Below are 24,780 nucleotides of genomic sequence, written 5' to 3'. Positions count from 1 at the left end.
GGAAACATTTGCCGGAGTATTCTACGGCGTTTGTGGTCAGTTTGGCTGGTTTTGGAAACATTTGCCGGAGTATTCTACGGCGTTTGTTGTCGGTTTAGGTTTGAATCTCGCCCACCCGCTCCACCACAGCATATAGCGCCAAATCGCGCGCGGCATACCCACATGTAGTATTTTGCCCGTGGAAGCGGCAGGCTTTAGACACGCCGAAGACGCAATTTCGTCGTTTTTGCGCCGGAAATTATTCATTCTAAATGCATTTTTCAGTAGATTTTTTAGCGATACTAGTAGATTGTAGGAATTTTTCCATATGTGCGATTATATGCCATATTATATGCCCTTTTTGCTTGAAATCCTTCATGGGGGGGGGGGTATAACTACTAGAGGCTTTAAAAGTACCATACTATTTTACTGACCGCTTTAGTCGCCGCACTTGCGTATAGGACTTATAGGTATGTATACTCTCTACCTGTGGTTGGATTGCTGCGCTGCGCTGCATTGCTATGCGCGGCACTGCTACTAGCTTAGAGTTGGCTTGAGCACTTGGCTTTGAGTGTGACTAGTGGCGCTACTTATTAGTAGTACTACTGATTGGTTGGTTGACGGTTGGTTGACTAGTTAGTTGATGGTTGTCTGCCGGTTACTTGCTAGTGAGTTGCTAGTGAGTTGCCGGTTGGTTGACGGTTAGTTGACTAGTGAGTTGGCTGATTAGTTAGCTTCGGTTGGAAGCTTGCTGATTAGCAGGGTAGATAGAAGGCTGCGGTTGGCGGCTTACTAGATAGAAGGCTGACGGTCAGCAGGGCTCGTTTGCTCTGCTACACAGCTACTACACAGTATGGTTACGCGAGGTTTAGAGGCTGCGGCTTTTGCTGCAGCGAAGGATTAGGAAGGCGAGAGAATGTTACCAGCAAAGTTCCGTGGATTCGCATCACGAGTGGGTCGTCTTGCGTCGCGCGCTTTGGCTTGGCATAAGACCAGCGAGCGCGATGGCGCAGCTAGCGCTTCCCACACTCTTCGCCGCGCGCTCTTTGCAATGCTCGTAGCAGTCGCAACGCTACTCGCAATGCTCATCTTGCCGCCAGTGAATAGGGCGAAGGGTTTTGATGAAGATAGGAACACAAATCCATATCCACAGGTTTGGTGGGATGGCATGGGCTCTGGCTATGTAGTTGGAAAAGGTGTTACTTATAATGAGGGTGGAAAAACTTATCACCCAGCATGGAATGCGTATAACTCAATTTCTCTTCCTAATGCGTATATAGATCAAGCAAATAAGAAAATTGTCTGGTCTTTTTTAATCATGAAAGATAGTGAGTTATATAAAAGTTTGAAGTATAACAGACCTATTGATGGAAACCGTTCAGGCGAGGGTAGAGCTGCAATAATGGCTTTCTTGCCTAAAGGAATTGACTTAAACAGCGTTAAGATTTATAGAAGAAGAACTGGTAAGACTAAGCCAAGAGTTTTAGAGAATGATTTAACTATAACTAAAGAAGATGGTAGTAGAAGGACTTATAGAAGAGGTACTCAGATTTCTTACGGCTGCTTTGCGCATGATGATGCGTGGGATAGTCAAAATTTTGGTCAGTATGTAAGATCAAATGACTTTACTGTGTATCCAGGTAATAGAAACTGTAGTCAGCTTGATCCAAAAATTCATGTGGGAGAAACTATATCTAGTTTTACAGGTGGTAGATGGAATACAAATCAAGCTAATACTGATGCAAATAAAGTTGCTGAGTATTTTGATGAAGCAGTTAGCAGTATGCGACTTGGTGATTGCAAGGATGAAGATAATAATGGTACTGGCATGTGCACAGTTAGACACTGGAAGTCTAACTTTGCTGCTTCATTAATGTCTTGGGAAGATAGAAATCTTCGTGGATACGAATGGCATATTACAGCCACTTATAATGAGAATGTTAAACACCCAGAACTTCTTCCTTTACTTGTTGGATATTCTCCTAATAAAACTGTGGGAACTTGGGGCGACGATAATGGCAAATGGGCTTTTATGGGTCCGCTTGACTACGATGGCGACGGTATTCCAGATAAAGTCGAGCACGACATGGGCACTAATCCTGTTGAAAAAACGTCTTTGCTGTACCCTAAGTATGATGAGAAAATGCTTCCAGATTATATAAAGAAGCTAAAGAATCAAACTGGTGCAAGCGCTTATGGTGGTATAAGCAATGTTCCTGTAACTGTTTTTGGCCAGAATGCCGAGTTAAAGCCGTATGTTGAAACTGGCGAATGGGTTGGAGCATCTGGTACAGGACATTTTACTAAGCACAAAGATGAAACAACATCAGATTTACACTTAGATGATTTGCCTGGAACTAATATGGAAGAGCCTTTGAATGAAGGTAATAGGGTGAAGTATACTCTTTCCAGTATTCCAGAGGGTATTAGACGTAATGACTACGGAGAATGTAATGTAGGTACTGACCATGGATGCGTTAATATAAATTACCAAACTGGTGTTATAACGTATAATCCTCGTAAAGAAGATATTGGCCATGAAGTTACTTTCACGCTAAGCGTAAGACATCCTAATAGTAATATATTCCCTTATAAATGCTCTAAGAATAATCAGGATGGAGCTTGGACAGAAACTCAACAAGTCAAAATCAAGGTCGTCTCGCAAGCGTCCATCTACAACCCGCAGTATAGCGAAACGGTTGTGCATAACATTAAAACGAATAAGGATTTCTACACTGTTGGCACTGCGGACAGTGCAGCACCAACGAGTGTTGCAAATCCTCATGCGAAGAATCCGTCCGCTATTTATACTGGTTCGCTTCCAGCTGGCACAACGTTTAGTATTCCAGACGATGCAAATCATAAAAACGACCGATACAAAATTGACAACGAATACGTTGGTGACCACAAATTGCAGTGGTCTAGTATGGGGAACAGCAAGACTGGAAGCGTGCACTTTACTCCTACAAAGATGGATGCGGGAACTAGCGCGCATACTCCTGTTGTTGTTACGTACCCAGATGGTTCTACGTCGGAAGATGTGGATGCTGGAAACGCGTATTACAGCAACAATAAAATTGACAAGGCTAAAAGCGTCGTATACGCACCCGTTAAGGTAGAAGAGTTGCCTGTTACAGACGGCGATTTGCATCTTAACCTTTACGACGGTACGCAAATAAATAACGGTCAGTTTGGTGGCTGGAGCTTTGGAGATGCGAATAAGCCTAAAGAGCTTTCTAAGGGCACGAAAATAGGTGCGCCAAAAGACAACAAGAATAACGGCATTGTGCTTGATTCGTGGGCTAATAACGCCAAAGGTCCTATTACCTTCCGCGCCGTGTGCCATAAGAAGAATGACACTAAGTATAAGCTGCTTAAGCCTGCCGAGGGCAATAGTAAGGCTAGTGGGGACATTAATGGCTTGCAGTTTGAAGAATTCCGCCAGTGGAAGAGGGGTAATGATAAGAATTGCAAGGATAAGAATACTTGTGATTTAAATACATACCTTCACAATAGCGAATACAACAAAGACACTATGGAGCGTTCGCGCGCGCTGATTGGCGGCAAGCCTAAGGAAGGCGGCGAGTACGAGTGTAAGGTGTTCGCGTTCCACCAGGCTCACGATGGTAAAGGTACGCAGCATAACGGTGCGCTCACAAAGTTTGATAAGTTAGCTAAAGACAACGGCGCAGGTTTTGTCTTTGCTTTTGATACTGGTGCTTTTGCATCCGTCAAGGGCAAAGAGTGGGTTTCTGGCAACTTCTACTTTAAAATCAAGCTCAAAGACAGCCAAAAGTATAATCCGACTTATAAGACGATCCCAACGATTCAAGCTGGTACGTTTGCTAATAAGGAGACTAATAGCTCCGGTCAGCCAAAGAGCCACACGAAGATTACGGTGAATGGCAAGCAGGTAAACGCTAACGGTGTTCCAGATGAAGACTTGGGCGGCGTTGAAGATGGCAAAGCTCTTCCACCAGGCACGTGGTTTGAGATTAAGAAGCTTGTTAAGAAGGTTGATAAAACGCAACCTGACAAGTTCCCATCCGAGAAGGAACTTTGGTCTAACTTTGAGGGCGGCGAAGACAACGTTAAGCGCGATAATAGCGGCAAGCCTGTTATGGAAAAAGGCAAAGTCGTTCCTTTAAATGGAACTGGTCGCGAATACGGCTCCGTCACATTCCGTCCAGATAAGTGGAAAGACGATGGGCAGTACTGGGCCGAGGTTGTTGTGCACTACCCAGACGGCTCTGCTTCAAGCGATGACGACTCTATTAACTACAAGCACCCTGTGTACGCAAAGGTGAATGTTACGCGCGACGACAAGGATAATCAACTTCATCTTAACTTGTATAAGCATTACTACGATAAGGGCATGGACAACGGTTACGACCTTAAAGTAGGCAAGTCGCTACCTAACGACGCAACATTCGACTCGTGGATGACTAAGTCTGTTGGTAAGTTGCATCAGCACGTAATCTGCTCCAAGAAGGGCAAGGATGGCAATTATAGCGATTATACTTACAACACTCTGCCTGGTCATGTTAATAACACGAAGTCTAAGGATGAGAACGAAAAAGACGGCTTGAGGTTTAAGAGCCAGAAAATCTGGGATCATGCGAGCTTTGAGCAGCAGAAGCAGTGCCGTCTTGATAAGAGATGCGATAAAGACAACTATCTATACGACATTGACGGCGCTTCCGAGCAGACGCGCGGATATTTTGGCGGAAAGGCTCAAAAGACTGGCGACTACAAGTGCAAGGTCTACGTTATAAGTGGCAAAGATAAGTCTGAGGCGTTTGCGAATGCTGTTAAGACTAATATAAAGAAGAGCACTTCCAAAGACCCAGCTGCTGGTTTGTTTGATAAGACTAAGGACAATAAGTATCCATACGGTGAAGACAGCAAAGGCTATAAGATTGGCTCTTTCGATATTCGTATTCATAACGACAACCACTTCTACAACCCGAAGTACTTGGATGTGAGCGTTACGGCTGGTCAAAAGGTTGAGAATGCTGTGCCGCAAAGCGTTAAGAGTGCTAACGGTGCAGATAAATCCCAGGATGCTGTGAAGGCTGGTGCGCTTCCGGATGGAACTTGGTTTGAGTTTAAGGATGCTACTCACGGCTTTGAGGTAAATGCTGACGGAACTAAGGGAAAGCAGGTTTCTCTAGACTGGTCGTATTGGGCCGGTAACGCCGCAGATAAGGCAGGTGATCAGAGCAATAAGCCTGACAATCCTAAAGATCCTAATAATCACAATGGCAAGCACAGTGCCAATGGTGACGGCACTCGTTACGGAAAGGTGACCTTCCACCCAGATCAATCTGTTGCTCCTAAAGCGTACTTTAAAGAGATTGTCATCCATTATCCGGATGGCTCCACTTCGGACGACCCGGATTCTGGAAACAACGGTAAGCCTGTGTATGCGAAAGTTATAGTTGGAGGCTTAGGTGGAGCCGACAAGGATCTTAAGATGACATTGCTCAGGTCTAAAGACGCTGATCCTGTTCATGACACGCTTGATGGTGGTAATTCTCTTACCGTTATGAGCGGCACGAGCCTTACTAAGAACCCGTATGTGCTTGCGTGGAGCTTGAAAGATCGTAGCAATATTTCATTGCGCATGATGTGCACTAAGCAAGGCGAGCAAAAGTGGAGCCGCGGGCTTGACGATACGCTCAATATGCACTTGAACCAGAATTATGGTGAAGGTGTGCAGCCTTGGAAGTTTGCAACTGCTGATCAGCGAAAGTCTTGCAGTCAAGACAGTAAGAATTGCAATGCTAACTTGCTATATGGTTTCACGAAGAATAAAGATCCGAACAGCATAGAAAGCGCTGTGTCTCGCAGTGAAGACGATATTGCTGGTGTACCTCAAAAAGCTGGAAAATACACGTGCGCTGTGTTTGCGTTGAAGTCTAATGCTCTGACGGTGTTTAATAACACTGTTAATGGAAGTCTTATTGAGGGTAACAAGTATTCGTCTACGGATATGAAAAAGGTTCAGCTTGCAGGCTTAAAGTCTGCTGTTGATTGGAACAGAATTTCCTTCGATGTGAACGTGATTGATCCGCCTAAATTCGCGCTGCCAAAGACCGGCGGCGAGGGGATGAGCATGGCGCTGCTGGTAGTGGCGATGATCGGCATGTGCGTTATGTGCGGCGCGTTCTTCGTTGATCAGACGAAGTGGGGTCACGCGATGCTCGTCGGCGCGGTTGGTGCGGTTGTTGGCGCGGCTGCTGGCATGATGGGTGGTTTGCGATTCGCTACGCAAAATAGCAACAGCAACAGTAACAGTAAGATTTCCGAAATTTGGCGCAGTTTAGTCAAAAAAGTCAAGAATATTAGGCGATTTGACGAATATTCTGCGTCCGCAAAAGATTTTGTCTGCAAAGTCACCGGATGGTTGCGCGCCGCATTTAGGCGCGTCAGAAGGTGGGCTACCGAAAGGTGGCGATGCTGATGAAAACATTTGCACGCAAACCTGCGCGCCGGCTGGTCTAAAGACGCAAATGGCTCACAAGCTTGCATGCGATTCGCGCTAAAACTTGTTGCGCACCAAAAGCGCCCGCGAAACGTGGCTTGATCACGAACGTGGCTTGACCACAACCGTGGATCGTACGCACATCGTGGCTCGCTCACAAAACGTGGCTCGCTAAGCGCAACACAAAATTAAAAACAATCGTATTTTCCTCAAAACCTGCCCGAAAGGGCACTGAACAAAGGAGAAGAAAGTGAATAAATTCACTAAACAATGCGTGGCCGCTGTGGCCTCGCTCGCAATGGCTGGCACGCTGTGCGTCGCCGGCGCCGTGGTGGCTGGCAGCTCTGCTTGGGCTACGCCAAGTGTTGTAGGTGGTACTGACACCACATTAGGTAAAGGTACTACTGGTGTAGATAATCCTTCCAAGGACTCTGCTCAAGACTACGGCAAAGCCCCATGGAATCTTGGTGATCAAGCCGCAACCAAGACCGGCTCCATCACCATCTACAAGTGGAAGTCTGAAACCGGTGAAGGCAACAAGCAGAAGAAGGAAACTCCTGTTAAAGGCGCTGGCTTTACCATCAAGAAGGTTAAGTCAATTGGCTCAACTACGCTCGATTTGACCAAATACTCTGATTGGTCAGAAATTGCTAAGAATGTTAAGCAGCTCAACAATGGTGAAATCAATGCAACAGGTGCAGATAGTAAGCTTAAGGTCGAGTTTGATACTTTAACCTTAAATGGCGACACAAACGCTAACGGTGTTGTGCAGTTCAAGGATCTTCCACTCGGCTTGTACCAGGTTCAGGAAACCAAAGTTCCTGCAGGTTACTCTGCTTCGGACGGCGGCAAGGCATTCTACATGACTTTGCCAATGATTGAGAAAGTTACTACTGGCCAAACAACCGAAACCAAGTACAACTACGCTCCATTCGTTGATCCTAAGAACACTGACCAGTCTGGCATTGTGACTAAATCGCAAGACCTCACTCATACGGTTGGTGCTGGCGATACGATCGAGTACACCATCAAGGCAAAGCTCGATAAGTCAAAGGCCGATACAAAGTCCGAGAATGTTAATCCAGATGAGCTCAAGGGCTACACAATCTTCGATCTTGCGCCAAGCGACTACTTTACTGCGTATGACCATAAAGTAATTACTGAAATGACTGTTGGTGATACTGAAAATCAAGGTACAGTTACAAAGGGTACGCCTCTTGAGTACAAGGATGATGCAGCTCAGAGTGACTACACTGTAGATAACAGTACTACGATTCCTGCAGTTACAGAACAAGGTAAAGAAGACGTTGCTCGTACGAAGATTAAGATCGAGTTCACTGATTCTGGCCGCAAAAAGCTTGCTGCCAAAGTAAACGACGCGTCCAACGTTGGTAAGACTGTGTATGTAACTGTTCACTTTAAGTTCACTCTTGCAGATTCTACAAAGCTTAAGACTGGCAAGGTTACCAACAAGGCAAGCGTTATTCCTTCCCACGTGCCTGGATCGTCTGCTTCAGAGATTCCTGCTGATACTCCTCCAAGCACCGATTTTGCTACATTCAAGATTAAGAAGGTTTCTTCTCAGGATGAGAATACTGCCTTGGGCGGCGCAAAGTTTAGGTTGTTTGCTGTTAAGACTGAAGCTCAGGCTTGCACCGATGCTATTAAGGCAGGTACAAATGGCACAGAGCTTGACAAGGTTTGCAAGAATAAGTCTTCAGTTGGCTTTGATGAGAAAACTACTGCTGATAAGACAGAGAACGGCAAAACCCTTGGTGAAACCGACGGTTACTCAGTTAAGCGCGGTACAGAATTCTACGTTGTGGAGACCGCTGCACCAGCTGGCTACATTCGTAACCCTGATGTTCAGAATGTGACAGTTGAAACAGGTGAAACAACCAAGACTATCACCGTCAAGAACATTCCTGACAGTGGCAACGGTGGTAAGGGCTGGCTCTTCAACCTTCCAAAGACCGGTGCTGCTGGCGTTGTGATCTTCGCGTTGGCTGGCGTTTGCTTGGTGTGCTTCGGCATCTTCGTCTTCATGCGTAACCGCAAGAAGGATGAAGAGCAGCAGGCTGCCTGATTCTTTGCAATTCTTCAGAATTGCAATCCGCTGGGCGATTAAAGCTGTAAACGCGCTGCGCGCGAGATTTTAATCGCCTGGCTATAATTAAATACTCAGCAGGCTGCACTGTGTTCGCGCTTTGCGCGAGCATCCCTCTTCTTCGCACAGCGCAGTCTGCTGTCTTCATATGGCTTCGTGTTCTGAGCCTGAGTGATCTTCACACCGCTTGCATAAAACTATTCATCAATAACAACAATTCATCACTAACTAGAGAAGAAGTTACAATGTCAAACGAAAATGCGAATGAGGGCAAAGTTTCTTGTTGGGGGAAAATAATTCCTTGGTTGAAAATAAAATATTCCGATATTAAAGAAAAAGTATGTTATTGTGTGGAAAGGGGATTTAGATGGTTCATAAGGGTATTTTCAATAAGATTTAATATTGACTATTACAATCGTTATACAATAGATGAGATTCTTCATAAGGAGAATGTAGAAGAAGAATTAAAAAAAGAACTTCAAAGAATAAGATATGTATATAACAAGTGGGATTGTTTTGCTTCCAACTTCGTGATACCATTCTTTCTCGCGTTTATTACTATGCTTGTTGGTAATTTCTTACCAAAAGAGTTTAAGAATAATTGCAGTGGAATATATTTAGTTGGTATCCTTTTTGTGCTTGCTGTCTTCTTATATGGTTTTTTCGTGTGCAAAAAATTTTCTTCATACGAAAAAATGAAGATTGTTAAGGATGAACTTAAGAAAATAAAATAATAGTTAATGTAGATTAACTGTATTGCTTTCCTGCTTTTTACAAAAGCATTATGCGATAGCAAAAAGCAGGAAAGCAGTATCACAAAGCTTTGCAGTTGTGCTCTGCAGACGCTGATTCCTGTTGATCAGCGAACACTAACATTCTCGCTGCTGCACACTCCACGCCAGGCACTACTCCTACCACACCACAAAACACTAGCGGTTTTACTAATAGTGAGAGATAGGAATTGCTTGTCGAGCAATATAAAAGCGGAGCGATAGTAATATCTTTTTGATAAATAAATATTTTTGAAAGAAAGTAACTAAAAAACTAAACTTAACTATGCAACCTTTAAGTCTAAATAAGGTATAAGAGCGTAGCGCTGCGAGACAAGTAATTCCTATCTCTCACAGCACTTCAGAAAACACGCCAGCCAAAAACCAGTCAAAACTCATAGACGATACTCAAGAACATCGAAAATAAACTCGCGCCACAGTAAATATAAACACAGAAATGGAGGAAGCATGAAATTAAACAGCGCCGTTACGAAAGTATATGCTTTCCTCAACAAAATCTCCCAAAATAAGCTTTTCAAAAACCAAACTAACCAAACTAACTTAACCGCATCACCTGCAACCGAATCAGACGCAACTCAAATTATCCCTACCCAAATCACCCTTAACCAAACTAACACAACCAACGCAACCCAAACAAACTTAACCGAAACAGCATCACCCGCAGCAAACTCACCAGAAGCCCCCACAAAAAAGCCTCACGCCGCCCACAAATCCCAGCAAAAATCTATGCTTCGTAAAATCGTCGAGCCAATAGCCTTTGTGCTCGCGGGCCTTTTGTGCTTTGCGTATCCGGTGTGTTCTACGCTTTGGAATAATCGCGTTTCTAAGGAAATTTCTTCTGAGTACGATAAGTATAATCACGATCAGGCTGGTGATGTGCGTCGTGCTCATTTGCGTGCGGCTCGTCGTTATAATGCGCGTCATAAGGCGATTATTACGTCTGATCCTTACGATGGTACGACGGATTACATGAATAAGCCGGAGTATAAGGAGTATGCGAAGCAGCTTGATGAGCCTATGGGCATTATGGGTATTGTGAAGATTCCGAAGATTGGCGTGAAGTTGCCGATTTACCATGGTAGTTCGCAGGAGGTTTTGGCTCATGGTGCGGGCCACTTGTATGGTACGGATTTGCCGGTGGGTGGTAAGAATCGTCACGCGGTGGTGACGGCGCATACGGGTTTGCCGGATGCGACTATGTTTGATGATTTGGTGAATTTGAAGAAGGGTGACTATTTTTACTTTGATGTGCAGGGGGAGACGCTGCGATACAAGGTGTTTCGTATTAGCGTGGTTGATCCGCACGATATTAGTTTGCTGCAGCGTGAGAAGGGGCGTGACCTTGCGACGCTGCTTACATGTACCCCTTATGGCGTTAACTCGCATAGGTTGCTTGTGACTGGATACCGCGTGCTGCCGGATCCGGTGAAGGCGCCGGAGGATCGCGTGCAGTGGCCGCTTTGGATGACGCTGTTTGTGCTCGCTATGATTTTGACGTTTGCGGTGTTGGCGACGATGGTTGCGACTTTGTGGCGTAAGAAGCGCGATGAGATTTATGTGCGCGGACGGCATTTGCTGGCGGTGTCGCGCAATGTGCTGAGTAAGTTGCGGCGCGGGTAGCGCGTGAAGCGGTGTGATGCGTTCCTCGCGCAGTAGCTAATCTGCGCTAGTAACGAATGTTGGCTGTTTATCGTTACTCGCGCAGTAGCTAATCTGCGCTAGTAACGAATGTTGGCTGTTTATCGTTACTCGCGCAGCGCGTTGCGTAAGTTGCGCGAACGATCTGCCTGAGCGCAGCATTCCCCGCGTTTGGAGCGCAAAAGTAGTGTCAACGCTCCAAACGTGAGAAACTTTACCCGCGTTTGGAGCGCTACGCAGCCTCAAACTCTCCAAATGCGAGGTAAAATCCACGGCAAATGTTTCCTTGTAACGCTTATATGACTACAAATGCCGTAATATTCTCCGGCAAATGTTTCCAAAACCAACGAAACCGACAACAAACGCCGGAGAATTACACGGCAAATGTTTCTTCACGTGGCTTCTGCGCGCTTGCCTGCGTATCTCCAAAAATCCACCATTCCGAATGATACTCGCGCACCACATTTACTACTTTTATTTCGCGATTAGACTTGAAAAACGACTAGGGGGGGGGGGGTATAGTTGCGTGTAGCTCATTGCAATTTACAAGAGGGGCTCGGCAGATTGCAATTCGTGTTACAGTCTAACGACTACATGAATTTGATGGTTGGGTTAAGTTGCTGCGAATTTTTCGTGGAAGTTAGCTTATGTCTGTGCCGTGCTTATTGCATAAATTGTTGTGAGTTTTAAGAGTTATGAAGGTTAGAAGGAGATACTGCGAATGTCTATGCAACAACGCAAGCGCGATTTTCGTAAGTGCACAAGACGTGCTCTTTTTGCGTTTTTTGTTGCCGCTGCAACTGTTCTTGCGACTTTCGCGATTGCTCCTATTGCTCCATCTAACGCATCTTCCGAAACTTCAACTAAGGCTGCGACTGAGACTAAGGCTGATACTAAGGATGAGACTAAGGCTGTTAAAAATGCTGAGCCTACGAATAATCTAAATGCTTCAACAGATCCTGTGCCTGCGGCTGATCCTGCACCAAAGTCTTCTGAGACTAATCCTTCTGCGATTAAGCCTGCGCCAAAGCAAGACACTACTAATGTCAACAAAGACGCCGACAAAAACACCAACAAAAAAGCTGAAACCGCCACCAGCTCAGCCACAGAGCGCAGTGCAACCGGCAGTGCTAATAACAGCGCTGAATACTATAATCCGGAATACGACGAAGAATCTTCTCCTAACATAACAGCAGGCAGCTTTGACTCAAGTACCACTAATACGTCTGATGAGCCTATAAGTGTTAAAAATAAGAAGAAAACGAACGTTAAGCCTGGTAAACTACCTGCAGGAACTTGGTTTGAGCTTAAAAAAGCTGAAGTTAAGGATGCTGAAAATGATGCATACGAATGGGCCAATTTTGAAGGTGAACAGTGTGCTGCGTCAGCTGGTAATGCGTCAGAAGAAAATGAACAGTGCAAGAGAACGAAGCCTATTCCAACTGGTACTGGCGTTATAACTTTCCGTCCAAATAGGTGGACTAAAGCAGGTCATTACAAAGTGCACGTACTTGTGCACTATCCAGATGGAACATCTACTTCCGATGATAAAAATGCTGGAAATAGTAAGAATGGCCAGTCTTCTCCAGTATATGCTTATGTAGATGTAGTGCGTTCTCCTGCTGGAGCTAATGATTTAAATCTTTCAATACTAAGTGAAGACAACGATAATAGTTTTGTTCAATTTACTAACGATGAGAAGTTAATTCTTATGAACGGAAAGCAAGTTGAGCATACTTCATTCGATGCGACTGTAAATCTTGGTCAGGGTAATATCAGTCAGCGCATGATTTGCTATAAGAAAGATAAGAATGGCAATCCTGTTGCTGGAAGCTACAAGTCTGGCGGAATCAACGGTCTTGAATTAAAAGACTCTAACGTAACAGTTTGGCAGCATGCCAGTTACGAGCAGCAAAAGAAGTGCTTTGACAATCCTGACAGCGGCTGCAGTGTAAAAGATTTTCTTTATGACGATTACGTGTATGACAAGTATGTTGAGTCGCATCCTGGTTACGTAGCTAGAAAAGTCAATGAGCATACTGTTGGTAAGCTTACTGGATCTCCAAAAGAATCCGGTGATTTTGCATGCAGAGTTTATGCTTTGAAAAATGATATTAAAGCTGACGGCGCGCAAAATGATTCTATAGTAACTACATTCGACTCTATTGCTTCGCAGAAATCCTACAATATTGCAGACATTAATAATGCTTTAAAAAACGATACTAATTTATTCAAAACTGGTATTAATTGGCAAAGTAAAGAATTGAACATTACTGTTCGCAATATGTCTTACTATTACCAGCCTTTCTATTATGGAATCCGTATAGTACCTGAGCGTGAGAAAACAACTGCTGTTCCTATTAGTGCTTGCAAGGTTGGAGATTGTAAGAAGAATGTTCGTCCTGGTGCACTCCCTGACGGAACTTGGTTTGAAATAGCAAATTATTCTAGTGAGAAGGGTAATAAAATACCTGATTGGGCTTATTTTGATGGCGAACAAAGCAATAAGCCAAAAAATACTGATAGTAAAATCGGCGAGGATAATTCTGAAAATTCTGGAAAAAAGTACGGCAAGATTACTGTAAGAATAAGCGCTTGGATGAATCCAGGAAACTATAAAATACCTGTAATAGCGCATTATCCTGATGGCTCTTCTTCTGCTGATTTAGATTCCAGTAATGAGGGAAAGCCAATATATCTGAATGTTACAGTCGAAAACCACCCAACTGTGAGCCGTAATGATTTGCAATTAAGAGTTCGCGCAAATCCTATTGAAAAGATAACTGACGCTGATCCTGACAGTTTTTATGATGATGTGGATTCTAATCAAGGCGTTACTATGATGCGCGGAATGCGTTTTTTGAATCCGTATCTTGATGCGTGGTCATTGCGTGACGTTGATACTAAGATTTCGCTAAAATTCTTGTGCACTAAGCTGAATAAAGAAGGTAAATCAGAAGGCACTTGGTCTAGTAGTGTTAATGGCTTGAGTGCTGGTAAAGATAATCAGTGGAGTCATGTTGAATCAATAAAAGATTTCAATGATTGCAAGACTAATCCGGGTACGTGCATTACAAATCGTAAGTTATATCAGCGCGATATTGATTTCCGTTTTAGCAAGATTAACCCTCTAAAGGCCGTCGAACGCACGGATTCGATTATTGACGGTGCGCCTACAGAAACAGGCGACTATCAGTGCGCTGTGTATGCGTTGAAGCCGAATGCGCTTGATGCTTACAATGCAAAGTTTGCAGGCGGCGCAACTTCCGTACAAGACGGCGATAAGCTTCTTGACGATTCCGGCCTCGAAGAAGACAAGGATTGGACGATGACTTCCTTCCCAATCCACGTTGTTGAGCCTTTTAAACTTCCAAAGACTGGATTCGCAGGCTGGAACATGCTGCTCGGTGGTTTTGCAACTGTTTCAACGTGCTTAATGGTTCTTGCGTTTGCTCTCGACCAAACAAAGTGGGGGCGCGCATTTATGAAAAATTTTGTGTACCAAAATTCTGCTCGAAAGTGTAGTGAAATATCTGCTCGTGAGAGCGGTGAAATAGCTGCTCAAAAGAGTGGTGAAGTATTTGCTCGCAAGGGCACTGAAATATAAGGAGAAGAAATGAATAATTTCACAAAACGATGCGTCGCTGCGTTTGCTTCGCTCACTATGGCTGGGACGCTGTGCGCGGCGGGTGCTGTGACGGTGTCCAGCGTTGCGTGGGGCGAAGAACAAGATAATGCGACTCCTGGTGTAACAGGTGTAGATAAGCCATCGCAGGCTGCTGTTTATAAGGATGCCCCGTGGAAACTCAGTGAAACTGATCAGAAGGCCGATTATTCCCTCACTGTTTACAAGTGGGAAAATGAGGTTGAGAACGGCAAGCAGAAGAAGTCAACTCCTGTTCCTGGTGCTGAGTTCACTGTAAAAAAGGTGACAGCAATCGACGGTAATAATATCGACTTAACTAAGTATGCCGATTGGGTTAAGGTAGCCAATAAGATTGATACGCTTAATAAGCGCGAGAAGAATCCTACTGGTATAACTTTTGAAACTGGTAACGGAACTAAAGTAGAGACTAAAGCAAAGGGCGTTGCTAAGTTTGATAGCCTTAAGATTGGTCTGTACCAAGTTACGGAAACAAAAGTTCCAAAGGGCTACTCTGCATCCGAATCCAAGCCATTCTATATAACAATCCCAAGTATTGAGAAGGATAATGGCGAAACAAAGTTTAACTATGCTCCATTCGCGGATCCAAAGAACAAGAATTTGAAGAAGAGCGTTAAGAAGACTGCAGATACTACTGAGACTATTGGTGCGGGCGATAAAATCAAATACACCATTAGCGCTGAGCTTGACAAGATGAAGGAAACTGGTGCTACAGCTCTTACCGCCGATGATTTTAACGGCTATTCTGTAGTCGATCTCGCTCCTGCTAAGGCGTTTACTGCCTACACTGCTGACGTTGTAAAGAAAGTAACTCTTGGAACTGGTGAGAAGCCTGTAGCTAGCGATACTACGCTTGATGCTACTGACTACACCGTCACGCCTGATGCTCAAGCAACTGGTGATGAGCATAAAATTACTATTTCCTTCACTCCAACAGGTAAAGGAAAGCTTGCTGCAGAAGCAAATAAGACCGCTAACGCTGGAAAGCCTGTAAAGGTATTTGTTGAGCTTGAGTTCACTCTGACTAGCACATCAGCAGATCTTGGTACATCTGTTACCAATAAGGGCGGCTTAATTCCTTCTCATGATGGTGACACCCCTGACGTTGTTACCGGTGAGGATAACCAAAAAGTAGATTTCCTTAAGTTCAAAATTAAGAAGGTTTCTGCTACGGACAATAAGGGTCTTAAAGGTGGAAAGTTTGTGATATTTGCCAAGGAAACCGATGCGAAAGCTTGCACTGCAGAGCTTAATAAAGCCAATGGTGATGTAGCCTCTAAATGTGGTGCGAATAGTCCTCGCTCGGCTTTTGGCGAAAAAGTGTCGGCAGAAACCACTGGTGAAACAGAAGAATATTCACTAGTCAAAGATAATAAGACATTCTATATTGTAGAAACTGAAGCGCCAGCTGGCTACATTCGTAACCCTGATCCTGTTGCAGTTGAAGCTAAAGATACCAATGCAACCTATACATTCCAGAATCTTCCTACTAAGGATAAAGGCTTCTGGTTCAACCTTCCAAAGACCGGTGCTGCTGGCGTGATTCTCTTCGCGCTCGCGGGCGTGTGCTTCGTTGGCGCAGGCTTCGTTGTTTACATTCACCGTCGCAAGAAGGAAGAGGAACAGGCTAAGCTCCGCGCTTAAGTTAATCCCTGCTTCTTTAAGCATTAACGAAAATGGGGAGTCGGGTGCGCGTTAAATTAACGCTTCCCGGCTCCCTGTTTATTTTGCAAGAATATTTATTGGAGGAATTATGAAGTTGGCTGATTTTGCAGAGTCTGTTCGCGCGTTATTTAAGCGGCTGGCTCGTATGCTTGCTAATAAGTTCTCCAAAAGCGAGCAAGATTCCGCGAGCGCGCAAACTGCGGAAACTACGCAATCTACACAAGATAAATCTACACAGTCTCTGCAAAATCAGTCTCTTCAATCTCCACAAGATCAATCCTCACAAGATCAATCTTCCCAAAAGCCAATGTCTCCACTTCGCAAGCTGGCTGAGCCTGTTGTGCTTGTTCTTATTGGCATTTTGTGCTTTAGCTATCCTGTGGTTTCTACTCTGGTCAACAATCATGCTGCCAAGGAACTTTCAATCGAGTACGACAAATTAAATAAGTACGAGCCTAAAGAAACTCGCGCGCAAATTTTGCGAAAAGCGAGGCTGTACAACGCTCACCACAAGGCGATTATTAGCGCGGACCCTTACAACGGCAGTAGTGATTACATGGACACTCCCGAGTATAAAGAGTATGAAAAAATACTTAGTGAGCCGATGGGCATTATGGGTATCGTGAAAATACCGAAAATTGGCGTGAGGCTGCCGATTTACCACGGAACTACTCAAACTATTCTGGCAATGGGCGCGGGGCATTTGTATGGCACGGATTTGCCGGTGGGTGGCAAAAGCAGGCACACGGTTGTGACGGCGCATACTGGTATGCCGGATGCCACGATGTTCGACGACTTAAACACGCTGAAAAAAGGCGATTACTTCTATTTTGACGTGCAAGGCAAAACTCTTCGCTACAAAGTATTTCGCATAAATGTTGTGCAGCCGAACGATATTCGTTTGCTGCGGCGTGAGAAGGGGCGCGACTTGGCGACGCTGATCACGTGCACGCCGTATGGAATCAACACGCACAGACTGCTGGTGACTGGATACCGCGTGATGCCTGACCCTGTTAAAGCGCCTGATGACCATTTGCAGTGGCCGCTTTGGATGACGCTGTTTATAGTGTCGATGGTGATGTCTGCGATTCTGCTGTTTATGATGCTTGCGATTGCATTGGGCAAGAGGCGAGGTGCGATGGCTTTGCGCGGACGGCATTTGCTGGCGGTGTCGCGCAGTGTGCTGCGTAAGTTGCGCAAACGACCTGCCTGAGCGCAGCATTGCGCGCGTTTGGAGCGCCACACAACTTCAAACCCTCCAAATGTGAGAAACTTTCCTCGCGTTTGGAGGGTTTTGGGTTGTGTTTTGCTACAAATGTGTGGTAACGCTCTCACCGTGTAAAGTTTCTGCCGTTTGCATCTATCGTCGGTTGGCTGAAAAATTTACGGTTTATATTGCGCAACGCACTAACATTTGTTGGTAATTAGCTCTAAATTTCTTAAAAAATAGTAACATTATGTATTTTTTCTCAAGTTTCATGTAAATTATATGTTAATACAGAATTTTTTCTATGTTGACATCGCAGAAAATATTTGTGTAAAAAGGGCTAAATTAAGCCATTTTTTATATAAAATGTGATTTTCTTCATATTTTTGTTTGTGAAAACGCAATTTATTTGGAATTGTTTCTGTCTCAAACAGTGCTAGAGTTTGTGAAAAATATTTTTGTTGCACCTGCTGAAAAGTGGCATTATTTGTTGATTTATATGGGTGGGGGGTATATCTCCCATTTGATATTTAGCGGAAATGCTTTAAATGAGCGTAACAAAAATATTTACACCGATATATGAAATTGTGCTGGAAATTTTGCATATATTGCACAAAGTTTCCAAGGAAATTTCACTTGCAGAATTTGGGATTAGTACCAACATTTTCTTGTGAATTATCTATAAGCACTTTTCATTGGGTAGTTAACCACTATTTTGAAGGAGAGTATGTTTATGAAGTTCAAACGAACGTCATATCTGACTCGTTTAGCAGCATTAGGCGTTGCTGCGGCGACGCTTATGGTGCCGATTGCTGATGTTTCTCCAGCGTTTGCGAAAGAAACATCAGGCACAGAATTCATTGCAGCGTCTGCCAAAACGCGTAAAAACACGAATTTCACCCCAGAACAGCTGCGTCACATTAATCCAACTCTTGCTAAAGTTTTTGAGAATTACGGTAAAAAAGATCAATTTAATAAAAATTCAAATGCTCAAGTGACTGTTGTTGTCACGTTGAAAAATAATCATCCGCAGCTCACTGATTATGATGAAAAAGCCAACATTCATGAGCAGGATGTTTTAATTAACCGCGTAAAGTCAAAGTACAATATGACGGTTCGTCGCAAAGTTGGTTATTTAATGAGTGCTTTTGAAGCTACTCTTCCTGAAAATCATATTCAAGCTTTGCGAAAGGAGCCAGGTGTAGTTTCTGTTGCAAAAGAACGCTTGTATTATCCAATGGAAAATTATGCTCGCGATTTACAAGGCGTGCAGACGGTGTTTAAAAAGCATCATCTTGATGGAACTGGAATGCTGGTTTCCATCATCGATACCGGCATAGATCCAACTCACCAAGATATGAAGCTTGATGCTTCAGCTAAGCAACATCTTCGATTACAACGAACAGGTAAAGGCAACACTACTGACAAAGTTCCTGCAGGTTTCAATTACGCCGATGAAAACGATAACTTCACAGACTCTGGTGCAGAACAGCACGGTATGCATGTGGCTGGTATTGTTGCTGCAAATGGTGATGAACAGGATTCTCCTGCTTCAGAACATCATCGCGTTGATGGTGTAGCTCCAAACGCTCAGCTGCTTGCTATGAAAGTGTTCTCAAATAATCCTGAGGCACATGGCGCTCGCGATGTTGATATTGTTGCTGCAATCGAAGATTCCGTAAAACTTGGCGCCGATATTATCAACATGTCTCTCGGTTCAACTAATGGTTTTGCTGGAACTTCTAATGCCACTTCAATTGCACTTAAAAAGGCTCGCGAAGCTGGTTCACTACCAGTGATTTCTGCTGGAAACTCTGGCTTGAACTTTTCTCCTTCCGGCGGTGAGGATGATGCGCTTGGCAAGTGGGATGATGCTACTCTCGGATCTCCATCTTCTTATCCTTCCGCTTTCAGCGTTGCTTCTGTAGAAAATTCCAACATTACGCAGCAAGCAGCAAACTGGACAGGGAAAGATGGCAAATCTCACGCAGTGCCATACAATCTTGCCATTGGTTCTTTAATAGACGCAGTATCTCAGCATGAACTTGTGGATGCTAAAAAAGCTACTGAAACTGATGTTAAAGATCTTGATCTTAAAGATAAGTATGCTCTTGTAGAACGTGGTGGCATTACTTTTACGGAAAAGTTTAAGAATGCTATTGCTAAAGGCGCTAAAGGTGTGATTGTTTATAATCACGACAAAGATTCATCCATGTTTATTGGAATGGGCGGATTGGAGAAAATCAAGGATTGCTTTGGTGCGTCCATCCCTCGTTCTTATGCCTTGCAAATTCTTGCTGCTTTACATAAAGGCGAGAAAGTGAAGATAGCTTTCACGAACCAATTCACTACTATTGTTAATCCAGATAACGGTAAGCCTTCAACCTTCACTTCTTGGGGACCAACGCCAGAACTTGATTTCAAACCTCATATTGCTGGCATTGGTGGCAACGTGTGGTCTACGCAGAATGGCAATAAATACACGAGCATGTCCGGTACTTCTATGGCTGCTCCAAACGTTTCCGGTCTTTCGGCGTTAGTGATGGAAAGCTATAAGAATCGTTTCCCTAAGCTTAAAAAGTCTGAAATGGCTACCCGTGTAAGCCAAGCATTAATGAATACAGCAAGTATTATTGGACGTAAAGATTCTGCAGATAGTAAGCAGATTCCGTATGCTCCTCGTCAAATTGGCGCTGGCTTAGCTCAGGTCGATAAAGCTGTTGCTACTAACGTGATTGCAACAGTCGATGGCAATTCGTACGTGGCTCTTAGAAACGTGAATGCTGATCGCAACTTTACAGTTACTTTACATAATTATGGTAAGAATCCAGTAAAATTTGCTGTCCCAGATCAGGATGTTGTCAATGAGTCTAATGAGGCCAATAAAGATACAGTAACCTCTATTAGTGATACTGAAACGTTGCAATCAAAAACGCGTGAAGTTACAGTAAAGCCTGGGAAAACCTATGATGTGAAGTTTACGTTAAGCCCAGATCGTTCTAAAGGCAATCATTATATTGAAGGTTGGGTGCGTTTTGAATCGCTGAGCGATACTCAGCCAGATGTTGCTGTGCCATACCTCGGTTTCGTAGGCGATTGGAATGCTGAACCAATTATGGTAAAGCCGGGAGAAAGCTATGGTGCAAATCATAGTGATCTTACGACTTCTTTACTTTCTGTAGCAGGCAGTATGGGCAAACTTCCAGTCAATAATGAAACTAAGCCGTATGTACTTGGTGAATTTTCACCTGCAAATCAAGATGGGTGGATGGATTACGTTGTGCCATCTATGTCTATGTTCCGAGGTGCGTCTGACATAAAGTATTCTGTGTTGGATTCTCATCATAAAACTAAGATTGTTCTTGGAACAGAACACAATGTAAATCGTTCTACTATCTCTGATGCTAGTGCAACCGACGGTTTAGCTGGAAATTTCGACGGGTCTGTGTGGAATCCAAAAACAAGTAGGTTTGACATTCTTCCTGATGGATGGTACACATATCGTATTCAAGCTCGCTTAGGAGATAAGTTTGATTGGCAAACTTACGATATGAAGGTAGCAATCGATAATCATGGACCTAAAGTCACAGTATCTGATCGTGATGCTAACGGCAACGTGAAGATTGTTATTAGTGATGAATTGAGTCCTGATCCTGGCGTACCAACTATTCATCTTCCTGGTGTAAAAGATGCTTTGAACTATGGTGATGAAGACACTCAATGTCCGTTGAATGAAGCAACTCGTACGCGAGTATGCAAGCCTATCCACATTGGTACGGACGCGCCATATATAGATGTGCTTGCTCGAGACAATGCTATGAACCCAACTGAGGTTAAGAAGGTGTTCAATAAGCATACTCGAAAAAATGCAGACGGTAAGGAAGAAGAAATATCGACTAGGAACATTATTATTCCAAATGAAAAAGTTCTTACTTCTCACCAAATTAAAGCTAATGCTCTAGAAGAAAGTAAAACTAACCCAAATATTAATGGCAAGTTCTACATCGAAGGATACCTTACCGATAACGTCGCATCTATACAAGCTTACGTAACTCCTAAGGGTGGTACAAAGCAGAAAGTTACGAATGCTGCAAAACGCAAGGATGAGAATACTTTCTACGCGTTTGTGCCGCTGAAAAATGGCGAAAATACTGTGATGTTTAAGGCGTACGATGCAAAAGGTGATCGTCTTGGTAATAAGAAACTTAAGCTAACGTTCAACGCGCAAGCTCCAAACATTACCATGAATGGTCTTGACAACAAGGGTAATTTGCCTGTAGCTGCAGATGGTAAAGTAACTGTTTCTGGTAAAGTAACGGACACTCCTGGAGATACTGTAAAACTAACGTTGAAGTATCAGAAAGCTGCTGACAATACTACTTCAGCTAATGTTGTTGCTGGTTCGGGTGTCACTCATACTACTGCATCTTCTTCGCAAGCTGTTTCTGGAGCTAATACAACTTCAACAGCGAGTATTAATGCAAATGTAAAGCAAGCAGAGGCGGCTGCAGCTGGTAAGGAAACTGAAGAAGTGGTAACTGTTGGCAAAGACGGTAGCTTTAAAACAGTGATTACTCCTGCTGCTAAAGCTGTGACAGTAACGCTCGTAGCTACAGATTCCGCAGAAAATAGCACTACTATGGGTCTAGCGCTTGCTGGTCGTGCAATTGCTGCGCCTGAAGTTCCACAGACAAAAGATTTCGTGCTTACTAATGCTGGTTCTATGGGTTCTTATGCGTGGTTAGTGCATAAGAAAGCTTATGGATCAGATGTTATTGGCAAAAATTATTTTGTTGCTCAAGGCGAAGTGGGTGCTAATGTAACGAGTGTACTGTTCACTCCAGCTACGCGAATTGATGCCAAAACCAAGAAGTTCGTAACTCCAAACCCATTGCGCGCGAATATTAAGAATGGCAAGTTTAGCGTAAAGTTGCCGATGCATCCAGGAATCAACGATTTCCGCTTGCAAGTAAATACAAAAGCAACTGACGAAGATGCTGATGAAGACGATGAAACGAATGTAATCGATACTCCTGCAGCTTTCTACTTCGACATTACGCCTCCAACAGCACGTTTTGACACGCCAAAGTTGTACGGACATACGTTATTTACAAATCGCGATACCGTTACCTTTAGTGGCAATGTGTCGGATGATGCTTTCGGTCAAACTTTGCGAATTAATAATGATTCTGTAGGTGATTTCTACACTTTGGATACGAATGGTACTGAAGTAACTCGTCGCCAATTCTCAACTGATATTCCAGTAAACGATGGTGACAAGTTGCTGCTGCACTTAAGTGATCAGGTTGAATCTCATTTACTCGGTGTGATTCCTGTTGTGCTTGATGAAACGGATCCAAAAGTTGAAGCTGGTTTGGTTGAAGGTGAAGAGATTGCTAATGGTCATGAAATCACTGTTCGAGCAACAGATGATCATTTGAAGTCTTTGCGTGTTATGGTTGATGGTCGTCCAGTAGCGTATACGGAAAATTATCTTCCAGTAAATACTGTTGAAAGCACCTTAGTTGATGTGAAGAACATCAACGATAATCCAACTCCAGATAAGCCAGATTCTACAACATTAACGTTGAAGATTCCGACTGAAAAATTGGCTGATGGTAATCACACCCTTACTATTGAGGCGACTGATTTTGCTGGCAATACTGCTAGCGACACCAGTGATAATAGTGCTGATGCTACTGCGTACACATTTATTGTGAAGCGTAGTAAGAAACATGCTGATGGTGAGAAGCCGGGTAAGTCAGGTAAGCCGGGTGATCACAAGGGTGAGAAGCCAGGCAAGCCGGGTAAGCCAGGCAAGCCGGGTAAGCCAGGTAAGCCAAGCAAGCCAAGCAAACCGGGTAAGCCAAGCAAACCAGGCAAACCGGGTAAGCCAGGCAAACCAGGCAAGAAGCCAGCTCCTGCTCCAAAGCCAACTCCAAAAAAGCCGGAAACTAAGGATGAATCAACTCAAACAGATTCAGCTCCGCTGCCTCCTGTTTCTACAGCAAAATTCACAAAGAATCTGATTGCTTTAGATACTAAGGAAATTGTTGCTGGCAAGGAACAGAGTGTGTATGTTTCTGGAAAACCTGCAGCTTTGAATAATGCTAAGAAAGATGCTCGCATGTATGCGTTCATCTACTCTACGCCTCAGCAGCTTAAGGGTGAAGATGGTCATGATTATGTAACAGTGCGTGCTGATGAGAACGGCAAGTACTACTTCAAAGCTATGATTCCAGCTGGTTTAACTGGCAAACATACCATTTTGCTTATGGATGCTGATGGTAGTCAGCTTGCTTCTGGTGAAGTGACTGTGTCTGCTGCGCACGTTGCTGATGCCGATACTCAGTCTGACAATATGCCAGCTTCGAAGAAGCCAGCTGAATCTAAGCCGGCTGAAAAGAAGCCGGCTGAAAAGAAGCCGACTGAAAAGAAGCTAGAACATACTGGTCAGAGTCATTCAGATCGTGTGAATAATAGCCATTCTGCTAATCGTTCCTTTACTAAGAAAGGAAAGGATGCTAGTGGTTCTGTTCATGCTTCTGCAGAGTCGAAGTTAGGTGCTACAGAAGGTGGTGAGAATCATGAGAGTGCTAATGCCGCCACTGCAAATAAGTCCGACAGTGTTCAGTCTGAATCTAATGGCGCTACTGATAATAACAGTGCTAACAATTCTGCTGGTGCTGATGCTGGTAACTCAAGTAAGGAACAGACTGCTGAACGTGCAACTGCAAAGGAACTGACTTCAAAGTTAGCTGCTACTGGCAGTGGTGTTGTTGCTGCAGTTGTGACCTTCTTGGTACTGATGGTAAGTGGTGCAATAACATTCACCACGCGTCGCCATGGAGTGCATGCTGGTTCTAACGCTGCTGTTCGCAAATAAAACAATATAACTAAAAATAAAACTCGTGATTAGTTAAAAAGCTAAGAATGAGTGAATAAATGAAAAATGACTGAATTTAGTATTGGATTTTTGCATATTGAACGATTTCAGTATTGAGTTTTGATTTTGCTAATCAATCTAAGTTTAGTTGTTGCTAACGGCTGGTAAAAGTGTCCACTGCTCTTATGAGTGTGTGGGCACTTTTTACTAATGGTGATAAGAATAAATATTCACACAGGTCGAATTCTGTTGAAATTGCAAGAGTTGTAAATCTTCTTCGCTAGATTACTATGAAAGAAGCACGACGATTTGCTTGAGCGTTGCGGTTTAGCGCGCGCGTTTGGAGCGCTGCACGG

The 24,780-nt window shown here is 43.9% G+C and carries 8 protein-coding genes; all 8 read left to right on the top strand.

The window, feature by feature from the left end:
• Positions 1–895: 895 nt before the first annotated feature.
• The 8 genes from HXT52_RS04245 to HXT52_RS04210 all read left to right on the top strand — a co-directional run bounded on the left by HXT52_RS04245 (position 896) and on the right by HXT52_RS04210 (position 24,424).
• Positions 896–6,445, top strand: coding sequence for a Rib/alpha-like domain-containing protein (locus tag HXT52_RS04245; protein ID WP_421775791.1), 5,550 nt, complete (start codon positions 896–898; stop codon positions 6,443–6,445).
• Positions 6,446–6,716: 271 nt separating this feature from the next.
• A complete protein-coding gene (locus HXT52_RS04240) occupies positions 6,717–8,552 on the top strand; it encodes a SpaH/EbpB family LPXTG-anchored major pilin (protein WP_421775790.1) in 1,836 nt (611 codons plus the stop codon).
• A gap of 266 nt (positions 8,553–8,818) precedes the next feature.
• On the top strand, positions 8,819–9,307 hold the full coding sequence (locus tag HXT52_RS04235) for a hypothetical protein (RefSeq protein ID WP_119520550.1): 489 nt from the start codon (positions 8,819–8,821) through the stop codon (positions 9,305–9,307).
• A gap of 504 nt (positions 9,308–9,811) precedes the next feature.
• The gene (locus HXT52_RS04230; RefSeq protein WP_421775789.1) at positions 9,812–10,984 is read left to right on the top strand and encodes a class C sortase; all 1,173 of its coding nucleotides are present in this window, start codon (positions 9,812–9,814) and stop codon (positions 10,982–10,984) included.
• Positions 10,985–11,723: 739 nt separating this feature from the next.
• Positions 11,724–14,609 (top strand): hypothetical protein, encoded by a 2,886-nt coding sequence (locus HXT52_RS04225; protein WP_421775788.1) that lies wholly within the window; start codon positions 11,724–11,726, stop codon positions 14,607–14,609.
• A 9-nt stretch (positions 14,610–14,618) separates the two neighbouring features.
• The gene (locus HXT52_RS04220; protein ID WP_421775787.1) at positions 14,619–16,310 is read left to right on the top strand and encodes a SpaH/EbpB family LPXTG-anchored major pilin; all 1,692 of its coding nucleotides are present in this window, start codon (positions 14,619–14,621) and stop codon (positions 16,308–16,310) included.
• A gap of 109 nt (positions 16,311–16,419) precedes the next feature.
• Positions 16,420–17,544: a class C sortase gene (locus tag HXT52_RS04215; protein ID WP_421775786.1), complete on the top strand. Its 1,125-nt coding sequence runs from the start codon at positions 16,420–16,422 to the stop codon at positions 17,542–17,544.
• A gap of 727 nt (positions 17,545–18,271) precedes the next feature.
• Positions 18,272–24,424: a S8 family serine peptidase gene (locus tag HXT52_RS04210; RefSeq protein WP_421775785.1), complete on the top strand. Its 6,153-nt coding sequence runs from the start codon at positions 18,272–18,274 to the stop codon at positions 24,422–24,424.
• Positions 24,425–24,780 lie beyond the last annotated feature (356 nt).

Source organism: Gardnerella sp. KA00288 (assembly GCF_049244085.1).
Lineage (GTDB): Bacteria > Actinomycetota > Actinomycetes > Actinomycetales > Bifidobacteriaceae > Bifidobacterium > Bifidobacterium greenwoodii.
This window is presented reverse-complemented; position numbering and strand designations above follow the sequence as displayed.